Below are 21565 nucleotides of genomic sequence, written 5' to 3'. Positions count from 1 at the left end.
ATTAAACAGGTGTCAATTGCTGTTCAAATATAGCACTAAAGAGTAGTAGGAAAATTATAATAATTACTGATTGCTACAAAATTAAGCCCACTTGTGAACAGTCAGTCAACATTGATTATTGGCTATAACTATTACAAAGGCATTGGAATTATGCTCTTGGTCAACCCTTGGACTGGTTGAACCAAACCAGGTGTCAAATAACCGTTGTTCGATAGTGTCATGTCCTATGGGTGAGATTCAAGAGTTGCCAGATTATTCTTTTGAGCAATCATCACTCTTACAGACAAAAAACTTATTTCCCGACTACAAGGAAATCTCCATAGGAAGTTCAACAAATTAACTTACAAAGACTAGATCAAGCTTAGAAACGTTGGTTAATACCTGATCAAACTGGTAAACGTGGAGGGCGACCAAGATTCAAAAAATCAGGGAAATTAAAGTCATTCTGTTTTAGTAGAGTTAATCATCCGCTCATCAGTAGACTTGTCGCGAAATAAAACCTTAAAGTTAAATGGAAAATTTCTACCTTTCAATCATTAAATTATGCTGCCATTAAGTAGAAATTCCAGAGTCCAGCTGCAGTGAACATGAAGTGAGCGTCGCGCATCTTTGATGTGATTTCGATATCATCCTCTAGCTGCATTATATCTGTTTACCCCAGATATTGTATGTTCACATTTGACGCTATCGCTACTTTTTTCTTGATTGAGATGTTTTTGTTGGTCAGTTAATTCCTTAGATCGAGGTTTTTTCGTGGGTCGACTTGATGTTGACAAATTCCTTCTGTAACCCCTGGAAACCCAAATCTATAGCAATGTGCTCTGGCATATTTACACATTATTTTTTGTAAACCTTTTCCCTTACTGCACTTTGAGCTACTAAGTTGTAAATACCTGAGCGCTCATTGCTATACATGAATTTTCACTTCATCAGGTACAAAATCCACCAATTTTTCTTCATCTATAGCAATGAGTGCTGGCATCTTTACATACTACATAAAGAATTTATGTAGTATTGTAGTTGCTGCATGACCTGCATTTTTCATACATAAATTAGGCGATCGCCAAACATTAAAATTTTCAGGATGTGTGTTTAGGTATTGAAAATTTACAGTTTATAATTTAAGAAACTTCTATCTTCAAATAAAGTTTGAGTGTTATGGTACATCCTTACAGTCAAGATTTGCGTCAACGGGCTCTTAATCTCATGATTAATGGTATGTCTATTAGTCATGTGAGTCGTTTATTAAATATAAGTCGGCCTACTCTTCATCAATGGCGAGATCGATATTTAAGCACAGGTTCAACAGCAGCTAAAGTCAGTGTACCTCCTCCTCAGATATCTAAAATTAAAGACTGGGAAGAATTTGAAAAATTTGTTCAGGCATTTCACGAACAAACTCAAAAACAAATGGCTGCAACATGGGGAAACTGTAGTCGTTTTACTATTAGTAGAGGTTAAAAAAAACTTGGTTTTACTCGTAAAAAAAAACATATGGTGATCAAGAAACAGACGAACTAGAAACAGAAGAATTTATCTTTAAACTAAATCAAATGGACAAGAAAGATATTGTTTATGTAGATGAAGCTGGAATAGATAATAGGGAAGATTATACTTATGGTTATGGAGTTAAAGGAAAAAGAGTACCAGGTATGAAATCAGGAAAAAGAACTGAGAGAGTAAGTTGGATTGCAGCTATAAATCAAGAAAAAAAGTTTGCTCCTTTAACATTTATAGGAAGTTGTAATCGTGTATGGCATGAGAGCTGGTGGGAAAATTGTTTACTACCAAAATTACAACGTAGTGGTGAAAGATATGCTATACGAATAATTGATGTAGTTGCTCTTTGAGACGATCGCTTTGAGACAAGAATGTGATTTTTTAATTATCTGTTAAATCAAGTTCCAAGGCGCAATCGCGAGAGGGGTAGTGTCGGCGATCGCATCCATTCTGCGATCGCAAATAAAAAATATCGGTCATTTAGCAGCACTTGTATTGCTTTTGCAGTTTTATGTAGTATGTAAACATACCAGCGCTCATTGCTATATTTAACGAGAGAGAACTTCACAGTTTAGGATAATACTAATTAAGTTTGAGTGGGTGAAGCTAGCTCTCCGTTCTACTTGATTTATTAAGTACATTCCTCTTCTGATAATTTTCAGGAGAGGATTTAAACTATTGGGCAAGAAGTATACTTTCTTAAGTATAGATTTAAGTTCAAATTCAGCAAATTCATGGAACAGAGAAGTTTGAAAAATTACACAGGATTAGGAGATAAACTGCTAATATCCCTCAATCTCCGTTCTGAGGAAGTAGAGCGAACCTTGCTAATGTTTGCGGTATATACTCTTACTTCTGTCGGATTAATTTGGTTAGAACTAAGTACAGTTAGTTTATTTTTAGACCAGTATGGTGCTGACAAACTACCATGGATATATATTGCCAGTGCTGTTATAGGTTCAGGTCTGGGTTTTGTCTATTCTTGGCTACAAAAAATCATGCCTCTGCGTCGAGTAATAATAGTTATTCTATTACTAATGGCAGCACCTTTGTTTTTATTTCGGTTTGGTATTGGTATCGAAAATGTACAGATAACTGGTCTGAGTTTAGCTTTTCTGACTACCTTTATGATGTGGTTGTGGGTAGAAGCTTGTTATTTGCTCAACGATCTGAATACCTCAATCACAGCTAATCAGTTATTTAACATCAGAGAAATTAAGCGAACATATCCAATAATTAGTAGTGGTTTTTTAGTAGCAGGAGTAATTAGTGGATTTTCTCTACCTTTAATACTATACTTTGTTGGACTGAGTAATGTTACAATAATATCTGGATTAATGATAGTATGTGGGTCAGGAATACTGTTATTTTTGTCAGAAAAATATCAACAATCTTTTCCTGACTCTAGCCGTTGGATACCGGAAGAAGACGAACAAGAATTTTCTACAAGGAACATTCAAGGACCTCTACAAGGTTATATACTCCCATTAATCATATTTTTTGTAATAGCAGAAGTTCTCTATGTATTAATAGACTTTCAATTCTTTTATCAACTAGAACTGCAAAACCCAACAACTGATGGAGCAAGTCAAATAGCAACTTTCTTAGGTTTATTTGAGGGAGTTTTGAGTACCTGCCAAGTAGCAACTCAATGGTTTGCCTCTAGTCGTCTAGTAGAAAGAATCGGAGTTTTTGGTACAGCGATGATACTACCAATAGGAGCAATAGCTTTAGGCTTATTTTCTTTTACAGGCGCAATAACAGGATTATTTTCAGTATTTATCGGATTAGTAATTCTGAGATTTTTAGATGAGTTACTACACTATACATTGATTGAAACTACTGGACCTGTTTTATTCCAACCTCTGCCTGAAAATATTCGCAGTGATGTTCAAACAATGGTAAATGGGGTGGCAGAACCATTTTCTACAGGCTTGAGTGGATTAATAATACTAGCAATTCTCTGGTTATGTAGATTAATATTAAATCCTAGTCACAGTGGGTTTCAAGACCAGCAGGGTCTGATATTTGTAATAGCAATTCTGATATCTGGTTTCGTATGGTTGGGAGTAATATGGTTAATTAGAAGCCAATATATTGGCTTGCTAGTAAGAAGCGCTGGTAAAGGAAGACTTGGTGTTTTGGATGTAGATATGCGGGCATTGAAGCGCTCGGTAGTAGAAACTTTGCAAAAAGGTACAGCAGAAGAAGATAAACGTTCCTGCATTGAGTTACTTAGTCAAATAGATAAAAAAAATGTAGGGGAAATACTGGCTCCACTTTTGCCGGTTATGTCATCTGAATTACAACGTCAAAGTCTCGAAGTAATGTTGAATCATCCTAACCCAACTTATCTCGAACAACTACGTTCCCTAGTTCAGACATCTATACCACCAGAAGTATTGGCTTTGGCTTTACGCTATATTTGGCTGACAGAATCAGAGCCAGAGATTAATCAAATACGACCTTATTTACAACCTTCAGTAGATCCAGTGGTAAGAGGTACTGCCGCAGCTTTAATTATGCGTCGAGGCGATCGAGGGCAAAAAGCTGAAGCTACTAATGTTTTACGCAGGATGATTACTTCCAAACTAGAAAAAGAAAGAGTTATGGGCGTTCGTGCTTTGGGGGAAGCAGATTATTTGCAAGGATTACGATTGTATGTCCCTAGTTTATTACAGGATGAATCGTTACGAGTGCGAAAGTATTGCATGGATGTAATTGCTGCTACTCGTTTGGAAAGCTACTACCCCTCTTTATTGCGAGGTTTGTCTTACAAATCTACTCGGGAAGCTGCGTTACAAGCATTGGTGAGGTTAGGTAATGATGGGATTCCGATGTTGGTAAAGTTGGCAGATGATTCTCATAAGTCAGATTTGGTCAGATTACAGGCTTGGAATGCTATTGGTGAAATTGGTACAATTGAAGCGCTGGATGCTCTGGTAAACAGAATGATGACTACCTGGGGTATAACACGCCGTAATATTCTGCGAAGATTGTTGACAATGCCAGGGGAAGTTGGAATTGAGGGGGTACTTGAACGGGTAGGTCGTAGCGGTGTAGAAATTTTAATTGAGCAAGAGTTGATGTTTATGGGGCAAGTTTATGCAGGTATAGTAGATTTGTCTAGGGTGGATATGACTTCTACTACTACTTTATCTCCTATCGTAGAGGAGGTTAATGGAAAACTGAGTACTGATTATACGCAAATGTTACTTCGGGCATTAAAATTGCTGGAGTTAGATGCTATAGAACGGTGTTTCTTATTAATGAAGTTTCTCTATCCATTGGGAGCTATTCAGGCAGCAGCTTTTAATATTAAGTCTGACTCACGTTCAAATTTAGCCCGTGGTTTAGAGATTTTAGATAATACTGTAGATATTTCCTGTAAGCGATCGCTGATTGATATTTTGGATCAAAACAGTTATGAGGAAAAGTTAAGTAGTTTGTCTGAGATGGTGGTTTATAAACTAATGGCTCCTAGCGAACGTTTACGGCATCTGTTAAATTTACGTCATTTTCTTTCTGATTGGGCTTTGGCTTGTTGTTTGCAGATGGCTCGTGCAGCTCGTTGGGGTTTAACTGCAGAGCAAACTTTAGTTTGTTTGCGTCATCCTACAGGTTTTGTGCGGGAGGCGGCTTTAGCTTATTTACGGATGGCATCTCAACGTGCTTTGGTTGAATTATTACCTAATTTGAGAAGTGACCCAGATCCTCTGGTAGCTGCTCAAGTAGAACAAATGATTGTTGAATTTGGTATTGGTTAACAATAGCAGGGTAGTTATCGTAATTTGGATAAGTAGATAGGCAAATTTGTTTGTATATCTACTATAAGAATACTCAATCTACTTGACTAAAATAATTTTCAAAAAAATCAAAGTCTCTCCCTAAAGTAGATTTGGTTATTGAGGTAATTAGCCTATAATCTACTAATAACTAGAGATACATTTTCTGTGCCGATTTTGCCTACTTCGGTTATGAATTATACCAATTTGGAAAAAGAATGTTACGAATAATCAGGGCAATTAAATGACTTTATAGGAGATGTCCCTTGAAGTAAAAATATCAATTCTGACCTAATAAATGGTATCAAAGCTATTTATTCTGTAAGTCGCCAATCTGACAGCTCCCCTACCTGACTCCTGACTTCCCCTCCTGGGAGGGGGAGGGGCGAGGGGTGGGTTGACTCCTAAGAAATAACCTATTTATTTGTAGCAAATATTTATCAATTTGGTATTATAAGGGTTTTCACATAGATAGACTACAGTGGCCAAAGCATTTTTCTACTGCCTCTGTTGGTGCGCATTCCCTCTCTTGGTTGACATTCTCATGGCGAGGAGACCTCGCCGGATTCCAACCGCTTGCGTCTGTCGCACCCCGTGGGGTCGCGCCGCTACTCCATTTTCTCTATCCCCTAAGCAAAAATAATTTTGTAGTCTACTTAAATGAAAAGCGCTGTAAATTAATTTTGTGGCGTTGTACAGTGACGAATAATACCAAATCCGGGTATAAAAAAAGGCTTGTCTTATCTCTCAATCCTATGTATCGTATAAAACTACCATTTTTTTTATACCCTCTTACTAGGGTAGATTTGGTATGATTTGAGATTTTTGATGAACAGGATTTTGGATTAATCAATTCCTGTAATGATTAATGTTAGGTTTTTTTTAGTCAAAGTCTAAACTATTTTTTGGCAATATCATTCCATAATATGCAACACCAATTTTGTATATATACCAGATACTTCTGATAACTTGCAGCAAGTATAAAAATTAAATCTCTTTTCCCTTTTTTTTCAAATACTTCTGTTTACCTTTTAGGTGACTTGTACAAAAAGTCTATTGATATGATTAATTTTAATTATGGGATAGTGTAAACTAAAGAAATGCAAGGTCATCTATCAAATGTTATCTGAACATTATTAACCATTAAAATTTGCTCAATAAAACGTGATTATTAAATTTGTTTATTCACCAAAGGGAAGGGTGTAAATGTTATGCTGACAAGTGTAGAGCGTCTTTTATTTATTAGAGCTGTCCCAATTTTTAGAGAATTAAGAGATGATTTCTTAGTACGTTTAGCTTCTGTTATGGATGAGCTATCTTTCCCTAGTAGTTATAGCATTTTTACTGAAGGGCAAGAGGGAAGGTCTCTTTATATTGTGGTATCTGGTAAAGTTAGAGTTCATTTGGCAGACAGGGAGTTAGCAAGGTTAGAACAAGGAGCTTGTTTTGGTGAAATGTCTTTGTTTGATGCTGAACCTCGTTCTGCTTCTGTAACTACTTTAGAAATTTGTGAATGTTTGATGTTAACTCAAATGCAACTTTATGATGCAATTGATGAAACACCAGATATTGCTATTAATATTATTCGTCTGTTGTCTCGTCGTATTCGTGAACTAAATCAAAAAATTAATGCCAGAGAAAATAGTATAGCTACTACTAAAGTAGCCGAGTTTCGTTAGTTCACCAAAATATTCAGTAAATTGGTTTTGTCTAAATAAAACCAACATCGCTTATACTTACAGCACTTTTGAGGATGGTGAGGTACGGTAACAGGAATGAGTGAACCAATTTCTCATATCAGTTAAAGTTACTTGCTAAATTGCTTCCATTAATGCTATTTCGAGCATCATCTCTAGTACGAGCCGCAACCCCTCGCAAATATTCTTTAATTTTTGACCAACAATTTTCAATTGGGTTAAATTCAGGAGAATATGGAGAAAGATATAGCACTTTTATTCGGAGCTTCTTCAATTATATTTCTGATTTCCTCAACTTGATGAGCTGGTAAATTGTCCATTACCAAATATGCACCTGGCCATAAATTAGGTAATAAAACTTGTTCAATAAAAACTTGAAAAACATTTTCACCGAGAAATTGTGGGTATGCGCCTCCCCTTTTCAGGGGAAAAAAGAAAAAATTTTTCATGATTAGTCAATCCTCTTGTTTTCAAGGAGAGGTAATTATTAATTATTAATTCTTGAATTGTACCACTATCAATGGTCATAATCCCAGAAAAACCAGACAAAGAAATTGCACCAATTAATGTTAAGTTTGTTCCTCTTTCATCGGGACGAGTATCATCAACTTTATTTCCTTTGGCAGAACGGCCATAGGTTCTAGTCATGGCTAAATTTATAGCAGTTTCATCTAAAAAAACTAGGTTTTTTGCCTGGATATCTAGAACGTTTTCCCAATAATCAAGCCTTTTTTCCAGATTTTTTGTGGTTCCTGCTTGAGCTGTGCGAAAAGTTTTTTTTCGCGTCAAGTTGAATTTTTGAAGTTCAACACACAGAGTAGAGCTACTTACTGAGAAATTGTGGGTATGCGCTTCCCCTTTTCAGGGGATAATAAATAAAAATTTTCATGATTAGTCAATCCTCTTGTTTTCAAGGAGAGGTAATAATTAATAATTAATTATTAATTGTTGAACATAGTCTCCATCAATTCACACAATTTCTGGTTGGTCTCCTCTAGACAAACATTGATCTATTAGAGACATTGTTAAGTCTGGTTTCTTGACAAATTCTGGGTCTTTTTTTCCTTTGGGAAAAGAATCAGCTTTCTGATACAAAGCTATATCTCAAGGCAGACTTTTAACTCGATCATCAAGATTAGTTGTAACTACGACTACACCATTATCTGTTTTTCCTATTTCTCCTAATATATTGTCACCCTACTCCTGCAGTTAAATTACCACTTCTTGCTCCGTCTTTACGCCGAGGAAACCTCGGTGCAGGCGGTGCGCTTTTTCTGTGGCCTGAATCGTCTATAATTAAAGCAAATAAACCAGAAGGTTTTGTTTGACGACATTCCCACATCACTTGAAGACAAAGCTGATTCACAGCATCTACGGACCAATTTGCTCGAACTAAAAAATGCCGTAATTTGTGGTAGGTGTGACCTACAGACCATGTTGGCAATTTGAGACAAGTTTTTTCTGTGGCTTTCTCCTAATCATCCTCCTATATACTCTCGGTTACCCGATTTTTTGAGCTTTTGTCTTAAATACATTGTTAAAGCGATTTGCTTACGCAACGCTACCGCGAACGCACCATCGATGCAAACAAGGGGGCATGGCCACTGAAGTTGTTTCTTTCATCGGACTTTCCCCAGGGAGTAATTAACGTCAAATACTTGTCAGGTATATATTATCACCTTTTTTTTACCTTTTTTTCACTAAAGTCCCGTTAATTAGAAACCAACATTCGGCACTTTATTTCAAAGTATACAAAGATTATGTTTTAGTAAAAATCGGAGCTGGTAACAGAGATTTAGGGTAAAAAGTACGCAAAATTAATTACAAATTTTGCAAAACTTAATTTATGGTGATAGAACCCATTTGAGATCTATATTAAAAATAGAGAAGGAGATGGGGAGATGGGGAGATGAGAGTATTTTTCTACCTGCAAGGGAAGCTACCAGGTTTGCTATTGGGCGACGCGGGGTCTCATCCGCTTTTTCCCCATTCTCGTTCCTGAATTTCCACAACTTCCTCAGGCTGAGGACGGAAGCCAAAAGCGCATACCGCGTCCAAAGATACGCTCAGGGGTTCTATAAGAATTACATAGAATCGGAGTAGGTAAAAATTTTTTTTGAGTACTTATCTTTATTTGCTTTTATTTGATTTTATTTGCCTTTAAATCAAAAATATCATGTCCGCTTGAATAACTTATACTTTGGTTAAAGGAAGGCAGAGGGCAGCTATGCTTAAGGGTTTCTTTCAATTGAAACTTAATTCTGTAGAACCCCTGAGTGGTATCTTTTTAGGAATTGGTGATCATGAGTAGCGATGGCCAATTATCATAACCAACAGCTGAGTAAATGCCAGCCTTCAAGTAGTTTCACAGATCAAGAATGGGTTCTGATTGAACCATTGTTGCCAAAAAAAAAAAGAAAACTTGTCCCATGATCGGGGAGCAAAAGACAAATATTGGATGGTGTATTCTATCAACTTAAAAATGGTTGTAATTGGTCTGATTTACTCAAAGATTTACCTCTTTATTCCACAGTTTTTTGGCAGCTACATTCAGTGGCGCTCTCAAGGAGTAATTGAGAAGATTAGAGATGTTTTACAGCCTCAAGTACGTCAACAAGTAAAAAAAAAGCCAAATGGACAACTTTAATCATCATTGATTCACAAGCGGTGAAAAATACTTGCAATGCTAGTGTAGAGTTCAAAGGATTCTGTTTTGACAAGGGCACTAACGGAAATAAGAGCCATTTAGCGGTTGATAGTCTGGACTTTCCCTTTTTTACCCATTGTACATGCATCGTCAGTTTCTGATGATGTGGGATGAATAGAAATGTGATCAGACAACATCGACTAGTTTAAATCCAAACCAGTCAACATTCCTAAAACTACTATATTACTTGATAATGGATACCACCCCGAAAAGATAATAGAGGAGTTAAAGAAAATTTATCCGGCAATTATGTATGACCAAGATTCGGCTTAAGCTATCACCAAAGCCATCAAAGTTAGAGAAAGAGAATCTTGGAAAAAAAGGATTTGTGCCAGTTAAAGCATTCCGGGGTCATAGAAAGAACCAACTCATGGATGGAAAGATGTAAAAGCTTGACCAAAAACTTTGTTTGCGCAGCATTCCGCAGGAAAAGGACTCTTAACAATGCTACAGCTAAGATTAATTTGTGCTTTATTCGACTGATGCTGAAGAGGTTGACGATCGCATAGATACCACTCAGGGGTTCTATATACGCTCCAATGCTACCAGACATAATATCATACCTTGATTCAGCAACGCCGTAATCATTTATTCCCAATTTTTAGGATATACCTAATATAAATACTTAATTATTCTCCTTTTTATCATACTATTTTTTCTATTACACAAGCTAGGCTGGGAATGTCGAAAATTATGACTAGAATAGACGAAAAATAAATGGATAACAATAAGGTTTATTAGGATTATTTATCACATTGAGAATGGCAATAATTGGCATGACAAAACTAATAATTGCTAACAAAACTAATAAAGGAATACCAATAAGCAACCAGATCAATATACCGAATATAATAGCGTAAATATAAATGTTAATATGAAAATTCAAAGATTCTTTAGCATTACTTTTTACAACCGAATCATTAGTTAAGAGTAAAATAGCTATTGGTATCCCTACAGATACAATAGTTGTACTCAAGAAAATTGCTCCATGACATAAAGCTGATAGAATTTTTCTTTTGTCAGCATCCATTAAATATTTCTCCTGATTCAAATTAGATATAGCAGGGAACAGAGAACAGGGAACAGTGGGAAAAATATTTCCCCTTATTAGGATCATTATCAGTCTATGTCCTAACCTACCTGTATATTCCTATATTTGTTTTTTCAAACCAAAAAATAATAGGCAGAGACCAGTAATTTAGTGGTTATTAAATTGACTTAAGTCTAATTATAGCTCTGTTGTTTGTTTTGTTTTCTGGCGGATAGGAATTTCAATTAAAAATTCTGTTCCTTGTTTTGGTGTAGAAGTACAATTTAGTTTGTCTTGATGTTTTTCAATAATAACTTGTTGACATACGGATAATCCTAGACCAGTACCACTGCCTATAGGTTTCGTAGTAAAAAATGGGTCAAATATTTTCTGAAAAACTATTTCTGTCATACCTATACCATTATCCGAAATAATAATTGCTACTTATTGAGAATATATAGCTTTTGCACTAATTTTAATAGCTGGTAAATTGTAAGCATTCAGCCGTCAGCTATTAGCTATCAGCTATTGTTTTTAGTAAGCGTTCAAAGCTGTATTAATTGAGCCAGAATTAAATCTTACTACAAAAGACCTTAAAGTCTATATTCATTTAAACTCCGTCCTGAAAAGGAGTGTCTTATTGCTGAGAGTTGACTGCTAATAGCTGAATACTTACGGTAAATTTAATTTCATCTAAAGATTTATGTGAATCGCCATACATTCTGGCTCTCTTTAATGCACTAAAATCATGTTCAATGTTATTTAAATCAGCAGAATATTTGGGGAGGAATATTACTTGATGTTCTGTTTCTTCTACTATTTCTCTAATTAGATTTTGGCCATGGATTGGAGGATGATCCATAATTAATACTCAAGGAATTTCTCATGAGGCTCATAAATATTTTGATACCCAGCCTTCAAAGCCTTCTGCATTTTTACTTCCTGTGAATATCATTGGGGCTATTAAGTCATGCATTTCTTTTTCTTCTCCCCCCTACTAGGTGTTCTCTTTTTCCTCCCTTTCCTTGTCTGTCTCCATCAATTTTCTTACCTGTTTTTGACCAAGCATCAATACAACTGCTTTCCTCCTCAAATCCTGATTCATCAATATATACCCTTACTTTGACTTCCATATATTTTGATTAATTCTCTCCAGGAGCTATCATATTTTATTCTTTCTTTTCTATTGCTTTGTCTATCACGCAGTTCTTTTTTTTTCTAGTTATTTTAATTTTTTTCAGGGCACCCCAAATTGCTGTTGTACTGACTCCAAATTTTTCTGCTATGAGTTTAAGTTTTGCTTGTGGATTTTCTTTTATATCTTTTTCTAATTCTTTTCTATCTAGTTTTCTGTGACGATTCCTTACTTTTGCGGCTTCAAGCTCTTCCCGATCTAATCATCTATAATATGGATGCTCTTCCGATTCCAAAGAGTTTCGCTGCTTTGGTGATTTTACCACCGCTTTCTACGTAATCTATCACTTTTTGTCTTAAGTCTAAACTATCACTCATTCTTTAAACTATCCTCAATTCTATTTGAGTATTTTACCCGATTTTTTTCTCATCCTTAAGTTAAACGACTATATCTATCCTCCTGTCAATGTCGTCTGAGACTTTCTTCAAATAAATCATATTGCTTGTAGGATGTTAGTCTGGAATTTTTTTAAAAGATTAGCAGTAAAAATAGGAAAAACTATTTATAAAATCAAACATGAATTGCTCTGCTGATTATTTGCTCGAAGAGCTGAAGCAGCCTACAATAAAATTCAGGGCTATTTTTATTTGATAGGTGTTTTTTACCTTTGTTTTAACTATGTTAATTGTCTTGAGGCGATCGCGCTTGATTTTTAAGCGTTAGCGGAGCTTTGCGTCAGCAATCGTTCTGTTTACCATGCGCTATATGTAGTGTCTTTGCATAAGTCCTGAACTTATTGTTAATTGCCTTTAGTTTTTTAGGGCTAGAAAGTTCTAATAACTTGGATATTAATGGTATTAAAGTTCCTGCTGTGAATACTGATATTCCCGCAGTTATTGCTTTAAATATACCCGATAGCCAATAGGTGAGATGTCAGAGAGTCCAAATTGCCATTCAGTAGGTCATTCCATAGGGAACAATAAATGCACTAAACAAAACAAATATTTTTGGATAAGGCACATTCTGTCACTTCTGAATGAAATAAATTAAAGAAATAGGGATTGAAAAGTAAGCTAAGATAATGAATAAATCTGATAGTCATACTAATCCTGATTGCCAAAGATAATAATGTCCGTGAGGAATATAGTTTCATGTACTCCAAATATTTGATAAGAATTCCATATAACTTGCCTCTCTTCATAAATTATTTAATTATTGAGTTTTAACTTGTTTAATATTAGCTTTATTCTATTTATTTGTTTTTGATTTTAAAGTGATATATATAGTAGTTTTAGTGCGGATTATATGATAATTATAAATAGATAAAATATTATATAGCAATCCTATTTCAGTTGTGAAAAAGATCTTTTAATTTAGGGCACAGGCAACAAGGAATAGAAGTAAAAGTTTCAGAGTTTTGATATATCCTGTATATTTTTTACAAATGATTTCTGATTGCTATAGTATAGATAAATATATAATATGATTAATTGTTGCCTATTTTAGGAGTTAAACTAAATAATGTCCATTGAAATTGAAACAGAATTGCAAACAGCCGTGGATAAACGGCGTAACTTTGCGATTATTTCCCATCCTGATGCGGGTAAAACTACTCTTACAGAAAAACTTTTGTTGTATGGAGGTGCTATTCACGAAGCTGGTGCAGTAAAGGCTAAAAGAGCGCAGCGTCATGCTACCTCTGACTGGATGGAAATGGAACAACAACGGGGTATTTCTATTACCTCAACAGTTTTACAATTTGAATATCAAAACTGTCAAATTAATCTGTTAGATACTCCCGGTCACCAAGATTTCAGCGAAGATACATATAGAACTTTAGCTGCAGCAGACAACGCTGTAATGTTAGAAGATTCTGCTAAAGGTTTAGAACCTCAAACTCGTAAATTATTTGAAGTATGTAAAATGCGAAAGCTTCCCATTTTTACATTTTTTAATAAGATGGATAGACCAGGGCGAGAACCTTTAGAACTCTTGGATGAAATAGAAAAGGAATTAGGTTTAAAAACATATCCTGTAAATTGGCCTATAGGTATGGGCGATCGCTTCAAGGGAGTTTTTGATAGGAGAAAGGAACAAATTCATTTGTTTGAGCGTAGCGTTCATGGTAGTAAAGCTGCAAGAAATACGGTAGTAAATTTGGGCGATCCTCGCATCGAAGAATTACTGGAGCAAGACCTTTATTATCAACTTAAAGAAGATATAGAATTGCTGGAAGAATTAGGTTCAGATTTAGATTTAGAAGAGATACATAAAGGTGAAATGACTCCTGTATTTTTTGGCAGTGCTATGACTAATTTTGGGGTGCAATTATTCTTAGATGCTTTTTTGGAATATGCTCTAAAACCGGGTATTCATAAAAGTACGGTAGGTGAAGTTTCTCCTACTTATCCAAATTTCACTGGATTTGTGTTTAAATTGCAGGCTAATATGGACCATAAACACCGAGATAGGGTGGCTTTTATTCGGGTTTGCACGGGAAGATTTGAAAAAGATATGACTGTTAGTCATGCTAGAACAGGTAAAACAGTTCGATTGTCTCGCCCGCAAAAGTTATTTGCTCAAGATAGAGACTCTATTGAAATTGCTTATCCAGGAGATATAATTGGTTTAAATAATCCAGGGGTATTTGCTATTGGAGATACTATTTATAATGGCAAAAAATTAGAGTATGAAGGTATCCCTTGTTTTTCACCAGAAATATTTGCTTATTTAAGAAATCCTAATCCTTCTAAGTTTAAGCAATTTCGGAAAGGAGTTAATGAGTTACGAGAGGAAGGTGCTGTACAAATTATGTACTCTGCAGATGAGGCAAAAAGAGACCCTATTTTGGCTGCTGTTGGGCAACTTCAATTAGAGGTTGTTCAGTTCCGAATGCAAAATGAATATGGAGTTGAAACTAATTTGGAAATGTTGCCTTTTACTGTGGCACGTTGGGTTAATTCTGGTTGGGATGTACTCAAAAAAGTTGGTAGGTTATTTAACACTGTGGCGGTAAAAGATAGCTGGGGACGACCTGTTTTGTTGTTCAAAAATGAGTGGAATTGTCAACAGGTAGAATCTGAGCATCCAGAGTTAAATTTGAATACTACTGCGCCAGTTGTTTCTGGTCAGGAACCTGAGTCTTTGTGAGTAGAAGGAGGAAGTCAGAAGTCAGAAGAGCTTAAATTTCAAAGGGAATTTTCAACTTGATTTTTGATAGATAGCTATCTATTTTCAATTTTCAGTCAGAAGTTAGAAGCCACAAGTCAGAAGTCAGAAAAGCTTAAATTTCAAAGGGAATTTTCAACTTGATTTTTGATAGATAGCTACCTATTTTCAATTTTGTTGAAATAATTCAATGAAGGAGGGAAAAAGTAATCAGAAATAAGGAATTGAATATCACAATAGTTGATTCATCCCCTGAAGCACTCATGGTAAATCTGAGGTCAAACTAATTTCTGCTCTCTGTTGTGAATACCGCAATAGTCATTTCATTCCCTGAAGCACTCGATGGTGAGTCTGAGGTCAAACTAATAGAGTTAGTTTATGTGATTTTACCAAACCTATAGCTGTACGGTCTAACTCCCTATAATAGACTGTAAAAATCTTTTTTTTATCAAAATAATATGGGTCGTGCAACCCCGCCTTTTAAGGCGAAATATTTTTGGAGAGTTGCTCAAATCCCCTACTTCCCCTCCCCTCCTGGGAGGGGTTAGGGGTGGGTTAACTTCTGACTTCTGACTTCTGACTTCGTTAACGGTTATTACAACAGCAAGATTGCTAAATTAAGATAATATAGCTTCTTCAAAATCAATAGAGCTGCAACGCCTTTGATGCAAGGAAAGTTATTTTACAAATGATTTAAACGGGTTATAGATTTACTCAAATATTGCCAATAATTAACAATGAAACGAAAAAAAATTATTATTCTATCAACTATATGTTTACTAACTGTAGGAATTGCAGAATTTTCTAGACAAAAATTAAGTGATGATTGTGCAAAATGGTATTGCTCCGGAGGTTGAGATTTCGGGTAGTGGTTTAGATTCTGAGGTCAGGGTCGGGGAAAGTATGATTTTGTTTGGTGAGGATAGAGTAATTTTCAGGAAGTGAAATATTAAAAATTTAACCCCTCTTTGGTAGAATTATCAATCACATTTTTGATTGTATCTCCCTGCATTTCCAGATCAATTTCTCTCATAAGTTTGGCAATCCGTTTGGCAAAATAATATACTCGTTTCAAATACTCAATAAAATCTGATTCAAGGCCAAACGCAACCAACCGATTCGGTTGGTCAGCAGTTAAACGCATAGCTAGATGAGTATGTGCTTGGCTAGCCAACTCGTTAATTTGGGGTTTCATTGCCACCACCTGGGCAGCTAACTGCGGATCAGAGGAAACTACTGATTTGAGCGCCTGGTCTACAGCAAAACAAACCTCTTCATGCAGAGACTTTAAAACCTTTTGGGTAGTATCACTAAACTGAAGCTCATGGTGTAGCCGATCGTTGCCAATTTCCACTACATTAGTCTCAATAGTATCCCCGATATTTTCAATATAGTTGGCAATCTTTAGGTACATAGACAAAAGTTCAGATTGTTGGGTCACTAAGGTTTCCAAACTCAACTGACTGAGGTAAGTTACAATCGCCCCATAAAGTCGATCGACCTCATCATCCATTGCTCGTAGTGCTGCCACCTCATCACTGGTCCCACCCTCCACCACTGGCAGACAACCGCGCACCATCTTCAGAGCAATGTCTCCTACTTGCCCTAACTCTAAACGAACCCGATCTAAGGCCAAGGTGGGAGTAGTCAGCAACATCTGATCGAGAAATTTGGGTTGCCTTGGCCAAACTGCCGGATATTTAGCGGGCACCAACTGTTGCACCAACTTGGCCAACAGGGGAGCAAACCCAATAAAAATGAAAGCATTGGCCACATTAAATAAAGTATGAGCATTAGCAATTTGGCGTGGGGTTTCCATTGCTAGCTTGGACATACCTTCGAGGGAAGATGAAACAGGTGTCAGCCAACGTACTGTATCCGCTAACTGATTAATCAACCCAACCCAAAGCAGAACACCCAAGATATTAAATAAAACATGAGCGATCGCTGCCTGAACCGCTTCTGAAGGTTTGCCGATCGTCGCCAACATTGCCGTAATGCAAGTACCAATATTTGCACCAAACACCAGGGCAATTCCAGCTTCGAGATTCAATAAGCCTTGACTTGCCAAAACAATCACCAAGCCTGTGGTAACAGCAGAACTTTGTACTAAAGCAGTAAACACCGTGGCAATGGTAATCCCCAGTAAAGGATTTTCTACCTGCTGCATCAAGCTAATAAAAGGTGGATAGGTTTGTAGGGGACTGGTGGCAATCTTCATTAACTCCATGCCATAAAACATCAGACCCAATCCCATCAACAGCAAACCATACTGGCGAGAGTATCTTCGCTGGGAAATTAGTTGCAAGACAAAGCCAATGGCAAAAAGCAATAGAGCCGAGCGAGTAATTTTAAAGGCAATAATCTGAGCAGTAATGGTCGAGCCAATATTGGCCCCCATAATTACCCCAATTGATTGAGGCATGGTCATTAATCCGGCAGAAATAAAACCCACCACCAAAACCGTCGTCACTGAGGAGGATTGAAGCACTGCTGTGATAAATGCTCCAACCACTAAACCATTCCAACGATTCGAGGTCAGTTTCGCGAGCATTCGCTTCATAGATTTGCCCGCCACTTGCTTTAAGGACTCGGTCATTTGTTCAAGTCCAAATAAGAAGAATGCGAGTCCTCCACAGAGACCCACGGTAATTTGTCCGAATTCTAAAAGACTAATTGAGTTGGTTGGTGTCATTCTTTGTCATAGTTATTCAGTGTATGGTGATTGTTAATTTCTGAACTATTCTCATACTAAATAATTCCATTATTCCCAGTGCCTTTACTGTATCTATAATACCTCATATACTGGTTCAAAAAGAGACATCAGAAAATCTAGCTGCCAAACTATTATATTACACAGAAAATGCTTCGACCTTCAACAACTATCCTGAATATCAAAAAGAATTGAACAAGGCTAAAAAGTTAATTTGATCACTACCAAATTCTGAAGCCAAACAAAATTTAATCAATGCATTAACTATTCATATTGTTGTTGATTACTTATTTGATTGTGCCAGTAGCGACTTTTACAAAAATTGTGATATTCTAAAGCTTAGATGGAGTTGTTCGCCTACACGCATGACTTTTTATTCAACTAAGTTTGTTTATACATTCACACACAAAGTTGTTTCAGGAACAATACCAAAAATCTTTTAATCTTGTGAAGCTTCTAAAGGTAAAAAGCTTTACCTCCATTGATACTTGCTAGAAAACCATCAGCATCTTCATTATCTTCATTCTCAAAAGCTCCTAAAAAATCAGCGGGTCAAAAGATTTTCACTACCATTTTTACAAAAATTGTGATATTCTAAAGCTTAAATGCAGTCGTTCGTCCATAAATATGATTTTTTATTCAACGATACAAATAGTGGGACTTACACAAAATAAAGGCAGAAAATAGGCTCAAATATAGATAGGCAGGGGCTTTCACGTCAAAAAGGCAAAAATCCTGAATTATCAAGGGTTCTAGCCATTTTTAAGGCTTTGACGTAATTCCCTTGTCTAGACTGACTTTGACGAATTTTTCCTACCAAAAAATGTTTAAGTCCCAATAGTATAGTTTTAAGTGCAATCAAAAATATTGTAGAAAAGAATATCAAGAAAAACAACACCTTTAGAAGTTCTATAAATAATGTTCCATCTAATCATCCGTGAATCCGTGTCAAAAATCCGTGTTTTGCCTTTCCTATTTCCCGAATTACTACTCCCTACTCCCTACTTCCTACTCCCTAAATAAAACAAAATGATTAAAATTATCCATCTTTCCGACATTCATATTGGTAGTGGTTTTTCCCACGGTCGTATCAACCCAGAAACAGGTTTAAACACTCGCCTCGAAGACTTTATTTCTAGTCTAAAACTTTGTATAGATAGAGCAATTTCTGAACCAGTTGATTTAGTTATTTTTGGTGGAGATGCTTTTCCAGATGCTACTCCCGCGCCATACATAAAACAAGCTTTTTCTCGTGAATTACGCCGTTTAGTAGATGCTGAAATTCCCACAGTATTATTAGTAGGAAATCACGACCAACATTCCCAGGGTCAAGGAGGGGCAAGTTTAGGTATTTATAGTACATTAGGAGTGCCTGGAGTTGTGGTAGGCGATCGCTTAGAAACTCACAATATTCAAACTAAAAGTGGTGCTATTCAGATTATTACTTTGCCTTGGTTAACTGCTTCTAGTTTAATGACAAAATCTGAGACTGAAAGTTTATCTATGGGTAAAGTTAATGAGTTATTAATTGAAAAATTGAAGTTGGTATTAGAAGCAGAAATTCGCCAATTAAATCCAGAAATTCCGACGGTACTTTTAGCTCATTTAATGGCAGATAGGGCGAGTTTAGGTGCGGAACGTTTTTTGGCTGTGGGTAAGGGTTTTAATATTCCTGTTTCTTTGTTAAATCGTGATTGTTTTGATTATGTAGCTTTAGGTCATGTTCATAAACATCAAAATTTGAATAAGTCTAATAACCCGCCAATTATTTATCCGGGAAGTATTGAAAGAGTAGATTTTAGTGAGGAGAAAGAAGAAAAAGGTTTTGTTTTGCTTGAACTAGAGAAAGGTGCAGTTAAATGGGAATTTTGTTCTTTGCCTGTGCGAAATTTTTATACTATTAAAGTTAATGTTTCCGAAGCAGAAAATCCACAAGCTGAATTGTTAAAATCTATTAGTAAAACTCAGATAAAAGATGCTGTAGTGCGGTTGATTTATCAGTTACGTTCCGAGCAGTTAGATTTGATTGAAAATGGAGTATTACATCAAGCTTTAAGTGAGGCACATACTTATACTATTCAACCAGAATTAGTCAGTCAGTTAGCAAGACCCCGTTTACCAGAATTGGCAAAAGGCAATAGTATCGATCCGTTAAAAGCATTAAAAACTTATTTAGAAAGTAGGGAAGATATTCAAGATATTCAGGAAGAAATGTTAGAAGCTGCTGCTAAATTACTATCAGATGGAGTAGATTCGTCGGCAGAAAATTCTGATAGTCAGTTAAGTTTATTTAGCAAATAGGGAGAAATAATTGATAATTTATGGATAATAATTGATTTTATTTTGGGTTTTGGAGATGCCTAATAATTGCTCTTTCTATTCTCCCTTTTTCCTCACCTTTACTAATAGGACTCGTTTCAATAATTGATAATTCATAATGGATAATTGATAATTACTTCTCCCTAAAAGGAAGAGGATTGAATAAAAGGAAAATTTTTTCTCTCTTGGTCGATTGGATATGGTTAGGAAACCCATCCATCCCTCGACCGCTTGTTTCTCCTTTAAAGGAGAGGCATTTTACCTTAATTATTCGGTAAAAATAACCCGAAAAGTTTTTTTAACTTTGTCTAGCAGAAGTCCCGCACCATAGTTGACTTGGTGTCGAGATGAATGCGTCCTAGCCTTGCTACCACCAATCAAATTTGAATCATTTGACATCCTCCCGACGCTCCCCTACGGGAGAGCGCGGGATTCCCATCCATCAGGACAACCGAAGTTGAATTGACTCAGGGTCGGTAGACGACTCATTGCCATCAACTACCTTTTTACGGTTAGAATTACGTCGGCTCCTCGTCTTGTTTAACGTCTAGGGCTGCCCGCCCGCGACGATATCAAAAAGTGATAGTTGTACAGGATTTTCTGCTACTGTTTCTTTGAGTGTTTCAGCTATGAACTACCCCGCCGTGTAGACGGACGGGGTTTCTAAGTCCCCGTCAACAAAGTCCGCACTTTGAGATTTTGAGCGCTTCATTTGCCCCAGTTGCCTCATCGAGCCTGTATGTTTACGGGTCGAATCAGTAGAGCTTGAGCATCGACGATTAACGAGGCCAGTTCCTAACCCCGGTTGCCGATCTGCAGCAACATTCCACATCACCATGACCGAGCCTTGGTCTCTTGGCACCTCAAAACCACAATCATCACAAACATGGTAACGATTACTCAACTGTGCCCATTCTTTATGAACTGTTCCACAGCTAGGGCATCTCTGAGAAGGCTTGACTCTCCTGGTGTCAATGGTTATATGCAAACCACCTTTACCTAAAATTTTATACAACACCATCTGATTTAATGTTCCAAAGCCAACATCAAGCAGAGAACGGTTGAGACCTGCTTTTTGCTTTGAGCGTTTACCTGTCTTGGCTTTTCGGGTCATGCCTTTAACATTTAATTTTTCAGTAACTACGATGTCATAACAACTAGCAATATCTGTAGTTACTTTATGCTGCCAATCTTGTCTTACGGCTGATTGTTTGGCCTTGAGCTTAGAGATTTTTCTCTTCGCTTTTTTCCATCTACTTGATGCTTTTTGCTTACCTTTAATTGGTCCTTGCTTTCTTTTGAGTTGACGTGAAGCTTGCTGAATTTTTGGGGCAAACTCCCTGTCAAATCTAGGATTACTAATTTCGTCAAAACCATAGCCATCATAACAAGTCAAAGCTGTTTGAGTACCAAGGTCAAAAGCCACCATTGACTCATAATCTAAGGGAGATTTACTGCCAAACAACGGTAATGGTTCCGAGGTCTTGATACTAAATGAAACATACCACTCA

15 protein-coding genes and 2 pseudogenes are annotated in these 21565 nt (G+C 36.4%); 8 read left to right on the top strand and 9 right to left on the bottom strand.

Annotation, left to right across the window (positions count from 1 at the left end):
- The first annotated feature begins 1158 nt into the window (after positions 1–1158).
- Both D5R40_RS12465 and D5R40_RS12460 read left to right on the top strand, forming a co-directional pair.
- Positions 1159–1461 (top strand): helix-turn-helix domain-containing protein, encoded by a 303-nt coding sequence (locus D5R40_RS12465; RefSeq protein ID WP_124146364.1) that lies wholly within the window; start codon positions 1159–1161, stop codon positions 1459–1461.
- Between the two features lie 92 nt (positions 1462–1553).
- Complete coding sequence (locus D5R40_RS12460; RefSeq protein ID WP_124154713.1) at positions 1554–1850, top strand: transposase; 297 nt, start codon at positions 1554–1556, stop codon at positions 1848–1850.
- 47 nt (positions 1851–1897) lie between these two features.
- On the opposite strand, the gene D5R40_RS35130 is transcribed toward D5R40_RS12460, so the two are convergent.
- Positions 1898–2068 carry a hypothetical protein gene (locus D5R40_RS35130; RefSeq protein WP_161564984.1) on the bottom strand — a complete coding sequence of 57 codons (171 nt, stop codon included), beginning with the start codon at positions 2066–2068 and terminating at the stop codon, positions 1898–1900.
- Between the two features lie 166 nt (positions 2069–2234).
- On the opposite strand from D5R40_RS35130, the gene D5R40_RS12455 reads away from it, so the two are divergent.
- Together D5R40_RS12455 and D5R40_RS12450 are read left to right on the top strand one after the other, a co-directional pair.
- Positions 2235–5267 carry a HEAT repeat domain-containing protein gene (locus D5R40_RS12455; RefSeq protein ID WP_124154712.1) on the top strand — a complete coding sequence of 1011 codons (3033 nt, stop codon included), beginning with the start codon at positions 2235–2237 and terminating at the stop codon, positions 5265–5267.
- 1229 nt (positions 5268–6496) lie between these two features.
- Positions 6497–6964 carry a Crp/Fnr family transcriptional regulator gene (locus D5R40_RS12450; protein WP_124146367.1) on the top strand — a complete coding sequence of 156 codons (468 nt, stop codon included), beginning with the start codon at positions 6497–6499 and terminating at the stop codon, positions 6962–6964.
- Positions 6965–7082: 118 nt separating this feature from the next.
- Here the strand turns inward: D5R40_RS12450 and D5R40_RS12445 are convergent, their stop codons facing one another.
- From D5R40_RS12445 to D5R40_RS39505, 3 genes and pseudogenes are all read right to left on the bottom strand, one after another.
- On the bottom strand, positions 7083–7235 hold the full coding sequence (locus tag D5R40_RS12445; protein WP_161564645.1) for a transposase: 153 nt from the start codon (positions 7233–7235) through the stop codon (positions 7083–7085).
- Positions 7236–7369: 134 nt separating this feature from the next.
- Positions 7370–7771 (bottom strand): transposase, encoded by a 402-nt coding sequence (locus D5R40_RS12435; protein ID WP_124146370.1) that lies wholly within the window; start codon positions 7769–7771, stop codon positions 7370–7372.
- 183 nt (positions 7772–7954) lie between these two features.
- A pseudogene (locus D5R40_RS39505) lies at positions 7955–8605 on the bottom strand (transposase); the annotation flags it as partial.
- Positions 8606–9404: 799 nt separating this feature from the next.
- Between D5R40_RS39505 and D5R40_RS43505 the strand changes: the two are divergent.
- Positions 9405–9629 carry a hypothetical protein gene (locus D5R40_RS43505; RefSeq protein WP_240039102.1) on the top strand — a complete coding sequence of 75 codons (225 nt, stop codon included), beginning with the start codon at positions 9405–9407 and terminating at the stop codon, positions 9627–9629.
- A gap of 757 nt (positions 9630–10386) precedes the next feature.
- Here the strand turns inward: D5R40_RS43505 and D5R40_RS12415 are convergent.
- From D5R40_RS12415 to D5R40_RS12405, 3 genes and pseudogenes are all read right to left on the bottom strand, one after another.
- A complete protein-coding gene (locus tag D5R40_RS12415) occupies positions 10387–10719 on the bottom strand; it encodes a DUF4870 domain-containing protein (protein WP_124146372.1) in 333 nt (110 codons plus the stop codon).
- A 198-nt stretch (positions 10720–10917) separates the two neighbouring features.
- Complete coding sequence (locus D5R40_RS12410) at positions 10918–11151, bottom strand: sensor histidine kinase (RefSeq protein WP_275670420.1); 234 nt, start codon at positions 11149–11151, stop codon at positions 10918–10920.
- Between the two features lie 205 nt (positions 11152–11356).
- Positions 11357–12231, bottom strand: a pseudogene (locus tag D5R40_RS12405) (IS630 family transposase).
- A 419-nt stretch (positions 12232–12650) separates the two neighbouring features.
- Between D5R40_RS12405 and D5R40_RS43660 the strand changes: the two are divergent.
- Together D5R40_RS43660 and D5R40_RS12400 are read left to right on the top strand one after the other, a co-directional pair.
- Complete coding sequence (locus D5R40_RS43660) at positions 12651–12779, top strand: hypothetical protein (RefSeq protein WP_275670419.1); 129 nt, start codon at positions 12651–12653, stop codon at positions 12777–12779.
- A gap of 596 nt (positions 12780–13375) precedes the next feature.
- Positions 13376–15004 (top strand): peptide chain release factor 3, encoded by a 1629-nt coding sequence (locus tag D5R40_RS12400; protein ID WP_124146374.1) that lies wholly within the window; start codon positions 13376–13378, stop codon positions 15002–15004.
- Positions 15005–15971: 967 nt separating this feature from the next.
- On the opposite strand, the gene D5R40_RS12395 is transcribed toward D5R40_RS12400, so the two are convergent.
- On the bottom strand, positions 15972–17717 hold the full coding sequence (locus D5R40_RS12395; protein ID WP_124146375.1) for a Na/Pi cotransporter family protein: 1746 nt from the start codon (positions 17715–17717) through the stop codon (positions 15972–15974).
- A gap of 1047 nt (positions 17718–18764) precedes the next feature.
- Here D5R40_RS12395 and sbcD point away from each other — a divergent pair.
- Positions 18765–20036, top strand: a complete 1272-nt coding sequence (sbcD, locus tag D5R40_RS12390; RefSeq protein ID WP_124154711.1) for an exonuclease subunit SbcD — start codon at positions 18765–18767, stop codon at positions 20034–20036.
- 652 nt (positions 20037–20688) lie between these two features.
- Here the strand turns inward: sbcD and D5R40_RS12385 are convergent.
- On the bottom strand, positions 20689–21565 hold an 877-nt coding region (locus D5R40_RS12385; protein ID WP_134239612.1), incomplete at its 5' end, for an RNA-guided endonuclease InsQ/TnpB family protein.

This window comes from Okeania hirsuta (genome assembly GCF_003838195.1).
Lineage (GTDB): Bacteria > Cyanobacteriota > Cyanobacteriia > Cyanobacteriales > Microcoleaceae > Okeania > Okeania hirsuta.
This window is presented reverse-complemented; position numbering and strand designations above follow the sequence as displayed.

Coding starts and splice junctions, on each gene's coding strand:
- D5R40_RS12395 (WP_124146375.1), bottom strand. CDS start 17,717: ATGACACCAACCAACTCAATTAGTCTTTTAGAATTCGGACAAATTACC.
- D5R40_RS12465 (WP_124146364.1), top strand. CDS start 1,159: ATGGTACATCCTTACAGTCAAGATTTGCGTCAACGGGCTCTTAATCTC.
- D5R40_RS12455 (WP_124154712.1), top strand. CDS start 2,235: ATGGAACAGAGAAGTTTGAAAAATTACACAGGATTAGGAGATAAACTG.
- D5R40_RS12400 (WP_124146374.1), top strand. CDS start 13,376: ATGTCCATTGAAATTGAAACAGAATTGCAAACAGCCGTGGATAAACGG.
- sbcD (WP_124154711.1), top strand. CDS start 18,765: ATGATTAAAATTATCCATCTTTCCGACATTCATATTGGTAGTGGTTTT.
- D5R40_RS12450 (WP_124146367.1), top strand. CDS start 6,497: ATGCTGACAAGTGTAGAGCGTCTTTTATTTATTAGAGCTGTCCCAATT.
- D5R40_RS12460 (WP_124154713.1), top strand. CDS start 1,554: ATGGACAAGAAAGATATTGTTTATGTAGATGAAGCTGGAATAGATAAT.
- D5R40_RS12415 (WP_124146372.1), bottom strand. CDS start 10,719: ATGGATGCTGACAAAAGAAAAATTCTATCAGCTTTATGTCATGGAGCA.